At 64.4% G+C, this 14,611-nt stretch carries 13 protein-coding genes; 7 read left to right on the top strand and 6 right to left on the bottom strand.

All coding sequences use genetic code 11. The features are described from left to right. The 3 genes from BRAS3843_RS08810 to BRAS3843_RS08820 all read right to left on the bottom strand — a co-directional run. Window positions 1-737: hydroxymethylglutaryl-CoA lyase (locus tag BRAS3843_RS08810; RefSeq protein ID WP_035981184.1), on the bottom strand; the 737-nt coding region annotated here is incomplete at its 3' end. A 14-nt stretch (window positions 738-751) separates the two neighbouring features. Next, window positions 752-2,758, bottom strand: coding sequence for an acetyl-CoA carboxylase biotin carboxylase subunit (locus tag BRAS3843_RS08815; protein ID WP_008968480.1), 2,007 nt, complete (start codon window positions 2,756-2,758; stop codon window positions 752-754). A 2-nt stretch (window positions 2,759-2,760) separates the two neighbouring features. Beyond that, window positions 2,761-4,368: a carboxyl transferase domain-containing protein gene (locus BRAS3843_RS08820; RefSeq protein WP_008968481.1), complete on the bottom strand. Its 1,608-nt coding sequence runs from the start codon at window positions 4,366-4,368 to the stop codon at window positions 2,761-2,763. A gap of 355 nt (window positions 4,369-4,723) precedes the next feature. On the opposite strand from BRAS3843_RS08820, the gene BRAS3843_RS08825 reads away from it, so the two are divergent. Both BRAS3843_RS08825 and BRAS3843_RS08830 read left to right on the top strand, forming a co-directional pair. Beyond that, on the top strand, window positions 4,724-5,368 hold the full coding sequence (locus tag BRAS3843_RS08825; protein ID WP_008968483.1) for a TetR/AcrR family transcriptional regulator: 645 nt from the start codon (window positions 4,724-4,726) through the stop codon (window positions 5,366-5,368). Window positions 5,369-5,375: 7 nt separating this feature from the next. Beyond that, a complete protein-coding gene (locus BRAS3843_RS08830; RefSeq protein ID WP_008968484.1) occupies window positions 5,376-5,861 on the top strand; it encodes an Lrp/AsnC family transcriptional regulator in 486 nt (161 codons plus the stop codon). Window positions 5,862-5,920: 59 nt separating this feature from the next. On the opposite strand, the gene BRAS3843_RS08835 is transcribed toward BRAS3843_RS08830, so the two are convergent. Continuing rightward, complete coding sequence (locus BRAS3843_RS08835; RefSeq protein ID WP_008968485.1) at window positions 5,921-6,226, bottom strand: ETC complex I subunit; 306 nt, start codon at window positions 6,224-6,226, stop codon at window positions 5,921-5,923. Window positions 6,227-6,449: 223 nt separating this feature from the next. Here BRAS3843_RS08835 and BRAS3843_RS08840 point away from each other — a divergent pair, with 223 nt between their 5' ends. Continuing rightward, entirely contained in the window at window positions 6,450-7,595 is a 1,146-nt protein-coding gene (locus BRAS3843_RS08840) for an OpgC domain-containing protein (protein ID WP_008968486.1), read from the top strand. Window positions 7,596-7,610: 15 nt separating this feature from the next. Here the strand turns inward: BRAS3843_RS08840 and BRAS3843_RS08845 are convergent, their stop codons facing one another. Together BRAS3843_RS08845 and BRAS3843_RS41405 are read right to left on the bottom strand one after the other, a co-directional pair. Then, window positions 7,611-8,513, bottom strand: a complete 903-nt coding sequence (locus BRAS3843_RS08845; protein ID WP_008968487.1) for a VOC family protein — start codon at window positions 8,511-8,513, stop codon at window positions 7,611-7,613. Next, the gene (locus BRAS3843_RS41405; RefSeq protein WP_175361096.1) at window positions 8,510-9,007 is read right to left on the bottom strand and encodes a hypothetical protein; all 498 of its coding nucleotides are present in this window, start codon (window positions 9,005-9,007) and stop codon (window positions 8,510-8,512) included. The genes BRAS3843_RS08845 and BRAS3843_RS41405 overlap by 4 nt, the downstream gene beginning before the upstream one ends. 392 nt (window positions 9,008-9,399) lie before the next feature. Between BRAS3843_RS41405 and BRAS3843_RS08850 the strand changes: the two genes are divergently transcribed. From BRAS3843_RS08850 to BRAS3843_RS08865, 4 genes are all read left to right on the top strand, one after another. Continuing rightward, window positions 9,400-11,670: a TOMM precursor leader peptide-binding protein gene (locus tag BRAS3843_RS08850; protein ID WP_008968489.1), complete on the top strand. Its 2,271-nt coding sequence runs from the start codon at window positions 9,400-9,402 to the stop codon at window positions 11,668-11,670. A 7-nt stretch (window positions 11,671-11,677) separates the two neighbouring features. Then, window positions 11,678-13,198: a SagB family peptide dehydrogenase gene (locus tag BRAS3843_RS08855; protein WP_008968490.1), complete on the top strand. Its 1,521-nt coding sequence runs from the start codon at window positions 11,678-11,680 to the stop codon at window positions 13,196-13,198. Between the two features lie 117 nt (window positions 13,199-13,315). After that, window positions 13,316-13,720: a hypothetical protein gene (locus BRAS3843_RS08860; protein WP_008968491.1), complete on the top strand. Its 405-nt coding sequence runs from the start codon at window positions 13,316-13,318 to the stop codon at window positions 13,718-13,720. 554 nt (window positions 13,721-14,274) lie between these two features. Next, window positions 14,275-14,611 (top strand): hypothetical protein (locus tag BRAS3843_RS08865; RefSeq protein WP_201768846.1); only part of this gene is annotated, 337 nt, incomplete at its 3' end.

The following is a 14,611-nucleotide window of genomic DNA, read 5'->3' on the forward strand; positions in this document are numbered from 1 at the left end:
TTGCCGGTCGCGCCCGGCGCGAACGGGCAGCCGCCGAGACCACCGGCGGCGGCGTCGATCACGCGGGCGCCCTCCTCCATCCCGGCATAGAGATTGGCCAAGGCCTGGCCATAGGTGTCGTGGAAATGCATGGCGAGGTGCGCAAGCGGCACATCGCCGCCGACCGCGCGCAACATCTCGCGCGCCTGGCGCGGTGTGCCGACACCGATGGTGTCGCCGAGCGAGATCTCGTAGCAGCCGAGATCCCACAGGGCTTTGGCAACGTCGACGACCGCCTGCGGCTTGATCGCGCCCTCATAGGGGCAGCCGAGCACACAGGAGACGTAGCCTCGCACCTTGATGCCGTCGGTCTTGGCACGGGCGATCACGGGCTTGAAGCGCTCGAGAGATTCCGCAATCGAGCAGTTGATATTGGCGCGTGAGAAGCTTTCCGATGCAGCCGCGAACACCGAAATGACCTTTGCCCCCGCCGCACGTGCCGCCTCATAGCCTTTCACGTTCGGCACCAGCACGTGGAATTCGCCGCCAAGCTGGGAGACGCCCCGCATCACCTCGTCGGAGCCGACCATCTGCGGGATCGCTTTCGGCGACACGAAGGCGCCCACTTCGACCGTGCTGAGCCCTGCTCCCACCAGCGCCCGCACGAACGCGATGCGGTCGGCAATGCTGAGCGGCGTCTTTTCATTCTGCAGCCCGTCGCGCGGGCCCATCTCGATGATACGGACGCGGTCGCTCATGGCGGCCTCCCTGATTAGGATGACGGCTCGACTTCCGCGAGCTCGGCACCTTCCTGGACGATGTCGCCGACCTTGCACTTGATGGCTTTCAGCACGCCGGCGAAAGGCGCGCGCAAGGTCTGCTCCATCTTCATGACTTCCAAGGTCAGGATCGCGGCGCCCCTTTCCAAGGTTGTGCCCTCCTCAGCCAGCAGGGCCACAACGGTACCCGGCAGCGGCGCAACGATCTTGTCCTCGCCAGTCTGCTCCTCGGCATCACCGCCGAAAGGATCGATCCAATGCAGGTCGAACCGCCCATTGCGGGTACGCAAGTAGAGCTCGTGGCCTTCGAGAACGGCCACCACATGGGACTTCAAGCCGACGAGCACAAGATCAAGCCCGCCGTTCCCAGTCGGACGCGAGGCAAACGAGAATTCCCGCTCGCCGATGGACAGCGCAGATGGGCCGCGTCCGTAAGCGAGGGTCACCTTGTGCTCACCGCCGCCTTGCCGCTCCCGGAAAGCGAAGACGCGCTGGCGTCGCCCCACCGGCATCCAGCCGGAGCTGCCCCATGGCGAAGACCCGTCCTGTGCCGCGTTGCGCTGCTCCTCGGCGAGAATGGCGGCAACAGCTGCGCAAAGCTCCAGATCGCCGGCGGTTGCGGCCGGCGGCGTCAGCGCCTGCAATTCACGCTCGATGAAGCCGGTGTCGACCGCGTTGGCGCGCACGCCCGGATGCGTCACCAGCGCCGACAGGAACGGGATGTTGGTGACGATGCCACGGACATCCGTCTCCTCAAGGCCGCCATTCAGCCGATCGATCGCGGCCTGCCGCGTCGGCGCCCAGGCGATCAGCTTGGCGAGCATCGCATCGTAGTAGGGCGAGACGGAATCGCCTTCGCGATAGCCGGCGTCGACGCGCAATCCGGCGGTTTCGGCAGGCAAACGCCAGGTCTTGATCGTGCCGACCGACGGCATGAAATTCTTGGCGGGATTTTCGGCATAGACCCGCACCTCGATGGCGTGGCCATTCAGCCTGATCTGGTCCTGATTGAGCGGCAGTTCCTCGCCGAAGGCGACCTTGAGCTGCCACGCGACGAGATCAACGCCGGTGATCAGCTCTGTGACAGGATGCTCGACCTGCAGACGGGTGTTCATCTCGATGAAGAACACGTCCTTGCCGTCGGAGACGAACTCGATGGTGCCGGCCCCCACATAGTCCACGGCCGCAGCCGCCCGTCGCGCGGCGGCGCAGACCGTCTCGCGCTGCGCGGCGTCGAGCGTCGGTGACGGCGCCTCCTCGACCACCTTCTGGTGCCGGCGCTGCAGAGTGCATTCGCGCTCGAACAGCGACACCAGATTGCCGTGGCTGTCGCCGACGACCTGGACCTCGATGTGGCGCGGGTTCTCGACGAACTTCTCGACCAGCACGCGATCATCGCCGAATGCCGCCTTGGCCTCGCGCTTGGCGCTGGTGATCGCGGCCGCAAGATCGCCCGCCGAATGGACTACGCGCATGCCGCGCCCACCGCCGCCGGCCGACGCCTTGACCAGCACTGGAAAGCCGATCTGTGCCGCTTCGCTCGCGAGCGTCGTCTCGTCCTGGGCTTCGCCGTGATAGCCGGGCACCAGCGGCACGCCGGCCTGCTCCATCAGGAATTTCGAGCCCGATTTGGAGCCCATCGCCGTGATCATGGCCGGCGTCGGCCCCACGAAGACGAGCCCGGCATCGAGGCAGGCCTGCGCGAACTCCGCGCTCTCCGACAAAAAGCCGTAGCCGGGATGCACCGCCTCGGCGCCGGTCAGCTGAGCTGCTTCGATCAGCCGCGCAATATTGAGATAGCTGTCGCGGGCCCGCGCCGGTCCGAGCAGCACAGCCTCATCGGCCATGGCGACATGCATGGCGTTACGATCGGCTTCGGAATAGACCGCAACGGTCTTCAGGCCCATCGCGCGCGCGGTCTTGATGACGCGGACCGCGATCTCACCGCGATTGGCGACCAGGAGCTTGCGAAAACGTCGATACAATCCGGGATGGGCCATCACTACATCCTGAACAGGCCGAATTTGGTCGGCTCGATCGGCGCATTCGCCGCGGCGGAAAGCCCAAGCCCGAGCACCAGCCGGGTGTCGGCAGGGTCGATCACGCCATCGTCCCACAGCCGCGCGGTGGCGTAATAGGGGTTGCCCTGGCTCTCATATTGCGCGCGAATGGGCGCGCGAAACTTCTCTTCGTCCTCGACAGGCCAGCTTTCACCCTTGGCCTCGATGTTGTCGCGGCGGACCTGGCTCAGCACCATCGCTGCCTGCTCGCCGCCCATGACGGAGATCCGCGCGTTCGGCCACATCCACAGGAAGCGCGGCGCATAGGCGCGGCCGCACATGCCGTAATTGCCGGCGCCGTAGGAGCCTCCGATCACGACCGTGAATTTCGGCACCGACGCAGTCGCGACCGCCGTCACCAGCTTGGCGCCGTCGCGAGCGATGCCACCGGCTTCGTATTTCTTGCCGACCATGAAGCCGGTGATGTTCTGCAGGAACACCAGCGGAATACCGCGCTGGCAGCACAGCTCGATGAAATGCGCGCCCTTCAGCGAGCTCTCGCTGAACAGGATGCCATTGTTGGCGATGATGCCGACCGGGTAGCCCCAGATATGAGCGAAGCCGCAGACCAGGGTCTGGCCATAGAGCTTCTTGAACTCGTCGAACTCGGAGCCGTCGACGACGCGCGCGATGATGTCACGCACGTCGAACGGCTTGCGGCCGTCGACCGGAACGATGCCATAGATCTCTTCCGGCGCGAACATCGGCTCCCGCACCTCGCGCATGTTGAGCGAAGCGCGCGGGCCCGGCGGCTTGAAGGTCGAAACGATCCGCCGCGCGATCCCGATCGCGTGAGCGTCGTTCTGCGCATAATGGTCAGTCACGCCGGACTGGCGCGAATGCACGTCGGCGCCGCCGAGCTCCTCCGCGCTCACCACCTCGCCGGTCGCGGCCTTTACCAGCGGCGGGCCGCCGAGGAAGATCGTGCCCTGATTGCGGACGATGATGCTCTCGTCCGACATCGCCGGTACATAGGCTCCGCCGGCGGTACAGGAGCCCATCACGATCGCGATCTGCGGGATTCCTTGCGCCGACATCTGCGCCTGATTGTAGAAGATGCGGCCGAAGTGCCTCTCGTCGGGGAAGATCTCGTCCTGCAGCGGCAGGAAGGCGCCGCCGGAATCCACCAGGTACACGCAAGGCAGATTGTTCTGCCGCGCGATGTCCTGCGCGCGCAGATGCTTCTTCACCGTCATCGGGTAATAGGTGCCGCCCTTGATGGTGGCGTCGTTGGCGACCACGACGCATTCGCGGCCTGCGATCCGCCCGACCCCGGTGACGATGCTTGCCGAATGCACATCGCCGCCATAGAGGCCGTAGGCCGCGAGCGGCGAGAGCTCCAGGAAGGCCGTGCCGGGATCGAGCAGCAGATCGACGCGCTGCCGCGCCAGCATCTTGCCGCGCCCCAGATGCCGGCTGCGTGAGGCCTCGCCGCCGCCCTCGGCCACCTGGCCGAGCTTGGCGCGGAGATCCGCGACCAGCGCACGCATCGCCTCCGCGTTGCGCGCAAAATCCGAGGATGCCGGATCAATCGTCGAATGAAGCGTCATCACCGGCGCCTGGGTTGCGAGGTGGGGAGGCCGTTGAAACTCGGGTCCAGCGCACCGGATCGGGGCCCGGCCGCGTGACGACCGGGTCTACCATCTTTGCGTGCAGGCTGTCCCCGCCCCGCGCGGCTTGACTGGCCCGGCATGACTCCTCCCTAACAATTAAACGATCATACGTTTTTTTATCTGACACTCAAGCGCTAGTTTTATTCGACAGATGATCTCTTTAGATAATTGAAATAACGACACTTTTGTGCAATTAAGATACGAACGTCCGCTCGTTTCCAGTTCATTTGCGGCAGGCAAATGGCGGTTGGGGCGAATTGCCTTCGGGCAGGTGCGATTGGACAGGCGCGAGATGGCACGCACGATCGGCTCACACGGTCCGACCACAATGGAGGCGATCCGGAAAGCGGGTCTGCGCCTGATCTTCGAACACGGCTATGCGGCGATGAGCCTGCGCCAGCTTGCGGCCGAGGTCGGCATCCAACCGGGCTCGCTCTACAACCACATCAGCACCAAGCAGGAGCTGCTGTTCGATCTGGTGCAGGATCACATGAACACATTGCTCCGCGCGCTCGAACAGGCGCTGCGGGACAGGCAGGGACCGGCCGAGCGGCTGCGGACCTTCGTGACCTTCCACCTCACCTATCACATGACCAGGAAGCGCGAGGTCTTCATTGCCAATTCCGAGCTGCGCAGCCTGGAACCTAAGAATTACGCCGCGATCGTGGCGCTGCGCAGTACCTATGAGCAGCGGCTCGCCGACATTCTTGCCGACGGGGTCGCCGAGGGTGTCTTTGAGGTCGTCGATATCCAGGTCGCGACCTTCGCGATCCTTGCCCTCCTGACCGGCCTCTGCAACTGGTATCGCCCGGGCGGGCGGTTGACCCGGGAGGCGATCATCGCAGCCCACGAGAAGCTCGTCCTGTCTGGCGTGATGCCGCAAGCCGCACAGCTTGGCCTGGACGGCAAGCGCAGCAGCGCGCGACGCGCCGGCTGAGGATCGCATGGCACAGGACGAGGCCCTGGACGAGATCGACCGCAGGATCCTGGCGGAACTCCAGACCGATGGCCGGCTGCGCAACAACGACCTTGCCGACCGGATCGGCATCTCCCATTCCAACTGCCTGCGGCGGGTGCGCGCGCTGAGGAGCAGCGGGGTCATCAAGACGATCCGCGCCACCCTCGACGAGAAGGCGCTGGGCTACGAGGTCGTCAGTTTCGTCGCGATCCAGCTCGCGAGCCAGCAGCAGAGCGCGATCGAGACGTTCGAAGCCGCGATCGCGGCGCTTCCCCTGGTCCAGCAATGCTGGCGCCTGTCAGGCGAAGCCGACTTTCTGCTCAAATGCGTCTCGTCCAGCGTCGAAGGCATGAGCCGGCAGCTTCGGCAATTTGCCGCCCTGCCCGGCATCCGCGCGATCCGAAGCTTCCCGGTGCTCGGCGTCGCGAAAGACGCTCCCCTGCCGGTCGAGCCGCCACCCCTATCGAAATAGCACGCAGCGGCGCCGCCTCAAGGCGTCCAACTCAATGCGTCCAGTTCAATGGGTCCAATTTAATGCGTCCACGGCTCGCCGCGGCGGAACGAAAAGTTGTCGGCATAGGCGATCTGCCGCTTCACCGGCTCCTTCGGCTCGATCACCTCGTACGGGATGCCCTTGCGCTCGCAATAGGCCACCGCTTCTTCCTTGGTTTGGAAGCGCAGGGTCAGCTGCTGCTTCATATCCGACGAGGAGGTCCAGCCCATCAAAGGCTCGATCGCGCGCGGCTGCTCCGGCTCGTAATCGAGCTGCCATTCCCGGGTCTTGGCCTTGCCGGATTGCATCGCGTTCTTGGCCGGCTTAAAAATTCGTGCGGTCATGGATGATCGGGGCCCCTCAGAGCGATAGGAAAGCGCGTGGCGGAAATTTCCGGGATAGGTTAGAGGCACCTTTCAGGAATGTGATCGGTGATTCCTACCCTGGATGCACGTTTTCCTGGTCCGTATAGTCATTCTGCCGCCCCGTGACAATCTGGGAGGATTGCCGCGGGGCTCTCCTGCTTCCGGATAATCGTCATCGAAACAAGCGCGTTGAAGCCGACCCATGGACATCAAGGCCACATTGCCCGAGAAGGGACGCGACCTCCGGCTCGACCTGTTTCGCGGGATCGCCAACTGGGCGATTTTTCTCGATCACATTCCCGACAATGTGGTGAACTGGATCACCACACGAAATTACGGGTTTAGCGACGCCGCCGACCTGTTCGTGTTCATTTCCGGCTACACCGCTTCTTTCGTCTACGCACGAATGATGATCGAGCGCGGCTTCATCGTCGGCGCCACCCGCCTGTTCAAGCGGGTCTGGCAGCTCTATGTCGCCCACATCGTCCTGTTCGTGATCTACATCGCGGCCATCAGCTATCTCGCGAGCCGCTTTGGCGATTCCGACATCATCAGCGAATTCAACGTGGCAGGCCTGGTGGATCACGCCACCGACACGCTTGGGCAAGGCCTGATCCTGAAGTTCAAGCCGGTCAATCTGGACGTGCTGCCGCTGTACATCGTGCTGATGGGGTTCTTCCCGCCGGTGCTGTGGCTGATGCTGCGCCAGCCCGATCTGACGATGGCCGCCTCCATCGTGCTCTGGCTGGCGGCGCGCAATTTCGGCTGGAATTTCGCCGCCTATCCGCAGGGCACCTGGTATTTCAATCCTTATTGCTGGCAGGTGCTGTTCGTGTTCGGCTCGTGGTGTGCGCTCGGCGGCGCCCGGCGGTCGATGTCGATCATCATGGCACCGATCACCTTGTATTTCTGCCTGGCCTATCTGCTGTTCGCCTTGATCATGACCATGGCCGGCCGCTTTCCCGATTTCGGGGCGCTATTTCCGGATTGGCTGTACAGCGCGTTCAATCCGAACGACAAGACCAACCTCGCCCCCTATCGCTTCCTGCATTTCGTGGTGATCGTGATCCTGGTGATCCGCTTCGTACCGAAGAGCTGGGCGGGACTGGAGTGGAAGGTCTTCGATCCCTTGGTGGTCTGTGGTCAGCAATCGCTCGCCGTGTTCTGCGTCGGCGTCTTCCTCTCCTTCGTCGCACACTTCACGCTGATGATGAGCTCGGGCTCGCTGCTCGCCCAGATCCTGGTTAGCGTTGCCGGCATCGCCATCATGACCACGGTCGCCTATTACATTTCCTGGTCGAAGCGCCAGGACAAGCCGTTGCCCAAGCCGGCGCCAAAACCGACCTGAGCGATCCGCGTCGCGCTAGCGCCGAGGCTTCCGCGATTCTCGTTGCGGAGATGATCCGGACGCCGGCCTGGTGACGATCCGGCCGCGCGAGGCAAAGCCGCCCCACTCCGCCGACCAGCCGACCTCGACGTCAGCCGGCTCCCCGGCCGCACGGCCGACGCGCTTGCCCTGCACAGCGAACATCGCGCCCTGCGGATCGATGCAGCGGGCGACCCAGACGCCATCGGGCAGATCCAGCGGTCCCTGAACCACCTGGCCGCCAAGTGCCGACACGCGCTGCAGCGCAGCCGTGATATCGTCAACATTGAAATAATAGAGCCAGAACGGGAACGGCGCGCGGGCCAGTTTGGTGAAGATGCCCCCGATGGTCTCCGCGCCCGCGGAGAACAACTGGTAGCCCTCGATCACCCCGACGTCATCCGCGGCCTGCTGCCAACCCAGCCATCGATGATAGAAGCTGAAGGCGGCCGGCCCGTCGCCTGCCAGGAGTTCGTGCCAGCCGACCCGCCCAACCAGGTCGCCCGTCGCCGGCTGCGGCGCGAGCTTCAGCCCTTCGACCAGCGCCAGCGTCGCCGTCTGCGGATCCGCAACCACGGCAATCCGGCCGATATTGGTGTCCGTCGGCGGGACATAGACCCGACCTCCCATGGCGTCGAGGCGCTCCGCGGCACTGTCCACATCGTCGACAGCGACATAGCCGACCCATCGCGGCATCGCACCACTCTGCAACGCCACCGCCGGCAAGGCCATCAGCCCGCACACGGGCGCTTCGGCGCTCGTCAACAGCCGATAGGGAAACTGCTCTGTCGATGCATCACGCGCGCCCCATCCGAGCACCTCGCGATAAAAGCGCTCCGCCGAGGCCATGTCGGTGGTCAGCAGCTCGTACCACACAAAATGTCCATGATTGTTGGTCATGAGCTCAGCCTCTCACGCACGCTTGCTGCAACGCCGCACCGAAACACGAATGCGACGCGATCAAGGAACAATATCGAGCCATGATGATTGTGACGATTCCGCTTCGGCACGACGTCGCTGACGTTCACAAAGATGAATGAAAGCAAAACGTTACAACAAGCAAATTCTTCTCCTGCCTTGCATGACTCGAAGGTGCAGCGTACTATCAAGCGGGGCGGATCGGCACAAACCTTCTGGGAATGGAGGACTTTAATGTCACAGACGAAGCCAGCTTCTAAACGGAAGCGTGCGGTAAAGGCCGCCGTGCCCGCGCTGGGTGCGGCCGGATTGGGTTTCTCGATGATCGGCGCTTCGGCCGCGACGATGCCGGCTGCTGACGCTCCAAAGACGGTTGACCTGTCCGCGACGCATCCGATCACGCTCAGCGAAGAGGAAATCGCTGACGTCTCGCTCTCGACATTCCACCTGTTCGATAAGGAGAATGCGGGCAACACGGTGCAGACCGCGTGGCGTGGCTGCGGCGGCTGCCGTGGTTGCCGCGGCTGCGGGTGTCGTGGTTGCCGTGGCTGCCGGTGTGGCGGTTGCGGAGGCTGCGGCGGTTGCTGCATCTCGTGGGGCGCCTGCCGCCTCTGCTGAGCGGCTCAGCCCATCGATCTGCTGATCGAGGAGATTGTCTCATGGCCGGGTCCGACGAGGTCGACCCGGCTGATTTGTGTCTTGACCGCATCGTCAGCCGAGCTCCCCGTTCGGGCCAGATCTTCTCAGCTGACATGCCCTCCCCAACCTTCCCCGCCATGTCACTCCAGCGCCAGCACATTCCTGTTACCAAAACAGGCTGTCCCCGGTCGCGCGGCATCGCCGGCACACACTCGCAGGGACGCAAGCCATGACTACACGCCCGACAAAAACGGCGCGCTCTCGGACCGGTTCGGCCTCACGCAAGACCACGCTGCAATTCGCTCCGAACTTCACCGCCTATGTGATGCCGCCGGATGTGGTCTGCATCTATTCCGAAGACCGAAAATTCTTCCTCCACGGCGAGCTCTATTGCGCACTCGCCTCTGCGATCGGCCAGGGCGGAAAAAGTCCAGGCGACCTGATCGCCAAGCTCGGGAAAACCTTTCCCGCAGCCAAGGTCGAAGAGGCGATCAACCGCCTGCTCGAGCGTCGCTATGTGGTCAATGGCGCAGCCGCCAATCACGACGTGTCGGCCGGCTATTGGGCGAGCATCGGCTTGCCGCCAGAGGAGGCCGCGCGCAATCTCGCCAACCATAAGGTGCGGATCGAAGCGATCGACGTGAAGGGCGCGGCCGAGCTGACCGCGGCGCTCGGCAAGCTCGGGGTCCGCGTGGTGAATCGCTCGCCCGACCTTACCGTCACGCTGGTCAACGATTATCTGGAAGGGCAGCTCATCGCGCTCAACCGGACGCGCGTGGCCGACAAGACGCCGTGGCTGCTGGTGCAGCCGTCCGGAGTGGCGCCGCTGGTCGGGCCCCTGTTCAATCCCGGCCATACAGCCTGTTGGACGTGCCTGTTCGACCGCATGATCCGCAACCGTGAGGTCAAAGGCTTTCTCGACCGCGGCGGCGCCCGCGCAGTGGCCACGTCGCCGCTGGCCCGCAACCCGCTCGGCCAGAATGCGATCCAGTTCGCGGCGGTCGAGATCGCCAAGGCGATCGCGACCGGATTCCGCACCGACCTGCGCGATCACATTCTGAGCTACGACCTGACTGGCGCCAACATCGCCAGGCATTACGTCGCCCAGCGCCCGCAATGCCCGACCTGCGGCGACAAGAAGCTGGTCAATCCACGCCGCGCGCCCGAGCCGATCACGCTCGGTCCCGGCGCCAAGCTGTTGATCACCTCGGGCGGCTATCGCACCGTGACCTCGCGCGCCACCGTGGCGCGGTTCAGGCGGCATGTCAGCCCGCTGACCGGCGTGGTCAAGCGGCTCGAGCGGATCGATGCCGACCTGCCGATGAACACCAATTTTTTCGCGCAGCATAATTTCTCCGCGCCGGCCCAGAGCGTCGGCCAGCTGAGATCGGGTCTCGAAGGCGGCAGCTTCGGCAAGGGCTCGACCGCCGAACAGGGCGAGGCCAGCGCGCTGATGGAGGCGATCGAGCGCTACTCCGGCATCTTCCAGGGTGACGAGATCCGCGCGACCAAGCGCTTCACGGATTTCGCGGACGGCGATGCGCTCAAGCCCAACGACATTCTGCTGTTCAGCGATGCCCAATATGAGCATCGCCATGACCACACCCATCACGACGACACCCAGCCGGCGCCGGAGCCGTTCGATCCAACCGCGAAGATCGAGTGGTCTCCGGTGTGGTCCCTGCGCGACAACAAGTTCAGGTACGTTCCGACCAGCCAGCTCTATTTCTTCTACAGCGGGCCGCGCTCGTTCCATGCCGACTCCAACGGCTGCGCGGCCGGCAACACGCTGGAGGAAGCCATCGTGCAGGGCTTCCTTGAACTGGTCGAGCGCGATTCCTACGCGATCTGGTGGTACAACCGCTCGCAGCGCGCGGCTGTTGACCTCGACCATTTCGAGGACTCCTACGTCAGCGATCTTCGTCACCAGTTCACTGAGGCCGGGCGCAAACTGTGGGTGCTCGACATCACCAGCGATCTCGGCGTGCCGACCTTCGTTGCCATCATGCATTGGATGCAGGACGGCCACGAGAACATCGAGTTCGGCTCCGGCGCGCATTTCGATCCACGCATCGCCCTGTTGCGTGCCATGACCGAGCTGAGCCAGTTCCTCGCGATCGGACTGATGGGCGGCGGCTCTGGCGAGAAGCCTAGCCTCGATGGCGTCACCCCGCTCAAGCTCGACGACCACCCGTTCCTGCTGCCGGCCGAGAAGCCGATCCCGCGTCCGGAGCTTGGGCTTCCGATCCCGCGCAGCACCACGCGCGAGCAGGTCGACGCCTGCGTGGAGATCGCAAGACGCGCTGGGCATGACTTCCTGGTGCTCGACCAGACCCGGCCCGATGTCGGCGTCTCCGTGGTCCGCGTCATCGTGCCCGGCCTGCGGCACTTCTACCGGCGCTTTGCCCCCGGACGGCTGTATCAGGTGCCGGTCAAGCTCGGCCTGCGCGAGGCGCCGATCCCGGAGCACGAGCTGACGCCGTTCCTGCCGCACACGTGATGGCATCATGGCCAAGCGCACGAAAAAGGCGACCGCTGCGAAAAGAACCGCGAAAGCGCCGGCTCAACGACCTGCATCGCTCGTGCTCTCGGTGCGTCTCAGCCCGCATGTTGCGCTTGAGGCCGCAGCCGGCAGCCGCCTGACGGCCGTCGTCAACGACTATCCGCTCGATCTCGGAAACTTCAGCCAGGCCGCCGCGAAGCGCGCGCTGAGCTTGCGGGATGGCATCAAGCTCTCTGCTCTGGCAGGCAGCAAGCCGGCCGATCATGAGATCGCCACGCTGGTGCAACAGCTCGCGCGTCAGGGCCTGGTCGAATACCTGGTGACGCGCAAGGCCGGTGTCCATGAGGTCGCGGTGATCGAGCCGCAGATGCCGGACTATCAGCCGCAGCTGGCGAAGCTTGGTAACGGCGACACCATCGTGATGTCGCGTTTCGCCTATCTGCGCCGGCGCGCCGGCGAGATGGTGCTGGAATCCCCCCGCGCCAGCGCGCTGTTTCGGATCGGCGATCCGGCCGTGGCGGCGATGCTGACGGTGCTGGCCGCGCCGCAGAAGGTCAGCAAGCTGCGGGCGATCTCCGGTTTTCCCGGCATGGACCTGCTCGCTCTGCTGTTGGCGTGTGGCATCCTGTTCCGGCTGGAGCGTCCCGATGATGACGGCCGCCGTCCGAGCGAGGGCGACCCGGCGCTCGTGATGTGGGACTTCCACGACCTTCTGTTTCATGCCCGCAGCGCCGAGGGCCGTCAGGCCAATCCGCTCGGCGGTGTCTATCCCTATGTCGGCTGGATCGAGCCGCCGCCCGCGATCCGGCCACCCTGGCCTGGCCAACGCATCGATCTTCAGCGCGCGCTCGCGGAGCCGGCCGAAACGATCTCACAAGCGGCAAAGCTGTTTCGTGCGCGGCATTCGGTGCGCGACCACGACGATGTCAGGCCGATCACGCTGCCAGAACTCTCGCTGTTTCTGGATGGCACCGCCCGGGTGTTGTCGCGCTGGGAGAGCAGCCTCGACGACGAAGCCGATAGCCCGGTCCTCGACTACACGCGACGGCCCTACCCGTCCGCGGGCAGCGCCTACGAACTCGAACTGTACCTGGCGGTGGCCCGTTGCGACGGCTTGGCCCCCGGCTTCTACCATTACGATGCCGACGCCCATGCGCTCTCGTTGGTTCCAGCCCAGCCCGCGCTCGTCGCTGACATGCTGGACTCCGCCCAGTATGCGATGGATGCCGCGGGCCGTCCGCAGATCCTGATCACGGTCGCCTCGCGCTTTGCGCGCCTGGCCTGGAAATACAGCGCGATCGCCTACGCGCTGACCCTGAAGGACGTCGGCGGACTGCTGCAGACCTTCTATCTGATGGCCGCCGATATGGGGCTCGGCGCCTGCGCCGTCGGCACCTGCAATATCGACCTGTTCGAAAAGGCGACCGGCATTCCGTTCCACGTCGAGGGCCCGGTCGGCCAGTTCACGCTTGGCCGGCCCATCGACCAGGCCGATGAGGGGTCCGCGTCGGAGCCGCGCGGTTGACCTGAGTCAATCGCAGCCGGACAGCCCCGGCTAAGAGTCTGCCATCAACGTACCGCCGTACTCCGCTGCGCGTCTGCTCGCGCGATCCGGATACGGCCCTGCTGACAGGACAGATTCATGCCGACCCATTTTCATGCCGTTGTGTGGCTCGATCACGCCGAGGCCAAGGTGTTCCATATCGGCCTCACCGGTGCCGATGAGATGACGCTGCATCCGCATTTGCCGACGCGCCATCTGCACCACAAGGCCAATGCGATCGGCAGCGGGCACGCGGCGACCGACAAGCATTTCCTCGAGGAGGTCGCGAGCGCGCTCAGCGACGCCGGCGAGATCCTCATCATCGGACCGGCCGGGGCGAAGACCGAGCTTGCCCATTATCTGCAGGACAAGCATCCGGCGATCGGCAAGCGCGTCGTCGCGGTCGAGCCGGCCGATCATCCGAGCGACCGGCAGATCATTGCCTATGCCAAGCAGCACTTCAAAATGCCGCCGCCGCGCGTTGCGACCGGCACTGCTGGCTGACAGCTGTCACCCGTTCCGCAGCATGCTATGCTGCCGCCCCTTCGCTTGATGTCCGATGCTTCGCGTCAGGTGCGACGATCGCGCGCAACGCGGTTGATCTAGCGCAAAGACGCCGGATTTCGATTCAAGCGAAGGTAACCACAGCGGATGTTCCTTCCCCGGATTCAGCCGCTCCACTTCGGATGCTCTCGAGTTTGCCGCTCCGGGAGCATCCGAATTTTTATTTCAGACAGCCACGCGCCATTTGCGATCGCAACTGCCCGCGACCGGAAACGCCATCGCACGTGAGGATCATACACGCACTGCGTGTATATGACGGTCATCGCCGCCAGACACGAGTGTTAAACGTTCCGAGATAGCGCAATACCCGCGGCGACCAGATCATGCCGGTGGTGTGTCCGCGCGGTGATTTCAAATGGGGGGTGGTCGGGGCAGCTGGATTCGAACCACCCACAACCTATTGAAATTACTGGTGTCTGTTCTGACTATCCTGCCCGATCCCCGGGTGAGGCCTCGATAGCAGCCATCTCCAATTCTGACGCCGACACTTCCGCATGCCGGTGAAATTCGAAGTCCGCCAGCCCCCCAATCGGCGGGCGCGGCGGGCGGCGAAGATCGCCAAGGCCATCCCCGGCACTGCCGATTGCTGCCCGTCCTGCAAGAGCCCGCGCGTGCGGCTGCATGCCGATCACGGCATCAAATTTTATGGCCGGCAAATCGCCGTCTGCGCGAACTGCCGGACCGCCTGGGAGCCGATTGACGGCGCGCTGATCTGGGACGATTCCGCCCCCTGCGCGTCGTTCAGCGAGCCCCGCGACAACTGCGCCTTCCGTCCTGGCTCGCCCGAGCAGGCCGCCCCCGAGAAGTGGAAAGAGATGAACCGCCAGCTGC

This window comes from Bradyrhizobium sp. STM 3843 (assembly GCF_000239815.1).
Taxonomy (GTDB): domain Bacteria; phylum Pseudomonadota; class Alphaproteobacteria; order Rhizobiales; family Xanthobacteraceae; genus Bradyrhizobium.

What these genes read in the sequence shown, in the direction of transcription:
- BRAS3843_RS08815 (WP_008968480.1), bottom strand. Translation starts at nt 2,758, where the DNA reads ATGGCCCATCCCGGATTGTATCGACGTTTTCGCAAGCTCCTGGTCGCC.
- BRAS3843_RS08820 (WP_008968481.1), bottom strand. Translation starts at nt 4,368, where the DNA reads ATGACGCTTCATTCGACGATTGATCCGGCATCCTCGGATTTTGCGCGC.
- BRAS3843_RS08825 (WP_008968483.1), top strand. Translation starts at nt 4,724, where the DNA reads ATGGCACGCACGATCGGCTCACACGGTCCGACCACAATGGAGGCGATC.
- BRAS3843_RS08830 (WP_008968484.1), top strand. Translation starts at nt 5,376, where the DNA reads ATGGCACAGGACGAGGCCCTGGACGAGATCGACCGCAGGATCCTGGCG.
- BRAS3843_RS08835 (WP_008968485.1), bottom strand. Translation starts at nt 6,226, where the DNA reads ATGACCGCACGAATTTTTAAGCCGGCCAAGAACGCGATGCAATCCGGC.
- BRAS3843_RS08840 (WP_008968486.1), top strand. Translation starts at nt 6,450, where the DNA reads ATGGACATCAAGGCCACATTGCCCGAGAAGGGACGCGACCTCCGGCTC.
- BRAS3843_RS08845 (WP_008968487.1), bottom strand. Translation starts at nt 8,513, where the DNA reads ATGACCAACAATCATGGACATTTTGTGTGGTACGAGCTGCTGACCACC.
- BRAS3843_RS08850 (WP_008968489.1), top strand. Translation starts at nt 9,400, where the DNA reads ATGACTACACGCCCGACAAAAACGGCGCGCTCTCGGACCGGTTCGGCC.
- BRAS3843_RS08855 (WP_008968490.1), top strand. Translation starts at nt 11,678, where the DNA reads ATGGCCAAGCGCACGAAAAAGGCGACCGCTGCGAAAAGAACCGCGAAA.
- BRAS3843_RS08860 (WP_008968491.1), top strand. Translation starts at nt 13,316, where the DNA reads ATGCCGACCCATTTTCATGCCGTTGTGTGGCTCGATCACGCCGAGGCC.